Consider the following 746-nt stretch of genomic DNA (forward strand, 5'->3'; position numbering starts at 1 on the left):
CCGGTGGGCTGCCGGATCCGCGCACGCCGGGCACGACGGTCAAATCCGTCGCCGGCGGTCTGCTCATCCAGGGCCGGGACAACGCTGTCGTCGACGACCTCGAACTGAAAGTGGTGACCAAGAGGGCGCCGACGCCGGTCGAAATGGCCGACCTGAAATTCGCCTTCCGCATCGCCAAGCACGTCAAGTCCAACGCCATCGTCTACGTCAGGGACGGCGCCACCGTCGGCATCGGCGCCGGCCAGATGAGCCGGGTCGACTCCTCACGCATCGCTGCCCGCAAGGCACTCGACGCCGCCGAGGCCGCCGGCCTTGCCGAACCGCTGACCAAGGGCTCGGTCGTCGCCTCCGACGCCTTCTTCCCCTTCGCCGACGGATTGCTGTCGGCGATCGCCGCCGGCGCCACTGCCGTTATCCAGCCGGGTGGCTCGATGAACGACAAGGACGTCATCGCCGCTGCCGACGAGCACGGCATCGCCATGGTGTTTACGGGCGTCCGGCATTTCAGGCATTGACGCACTTCTTCTTTCTCTCCTTGCGGGGTGAGAAGCGGTTCGCGCAGCAAACGAAAAGCCAATTGCTTGGCTTTTCGAGCTTCGAACGCCCTGAGCCCGCGAAGGGCCGGGCGGTGGACGATCCGCCCTGCCGGGTCCCCGCTGCTCCGCAGCGTCCCGGCGTTCGTCAGCCTTTCATCGTGCCACTGGCACGATGAATTCGCTTCGCGAACCGGCCGCTCACCCCACAGG

General features: G+C 66.8%; 1 pseudogene. It reads left to right on the forward strand.

Going from position 1 to position 746, the window contains the following annotated elements:
• Nucleotides 1-515, forward strand: a pseudogene (gene purH / locus EN884_RS37660) (bifunctional phosphoribosylaminoimidazolecarboxamide formyltransferase/IMP cyclohydrolase); the annotation flags it as partial.
• Nucleotides 516-746 lie beyond the last annotated feature (231 nt).

Origin of the sequence: Mesorhizobium sp. M7A.F.Ca.AU.001.01.1.1 (genome assembly GCF_004022735.1) — a bacterium.
Classification (GTDB): domain Bacteria; phylum Pseudomonadota; class Alphaproteobacteria; order Rhizobiales; family Rhizobiaceae; genus Mesorhizobium; species Mesorhizobium ciceri.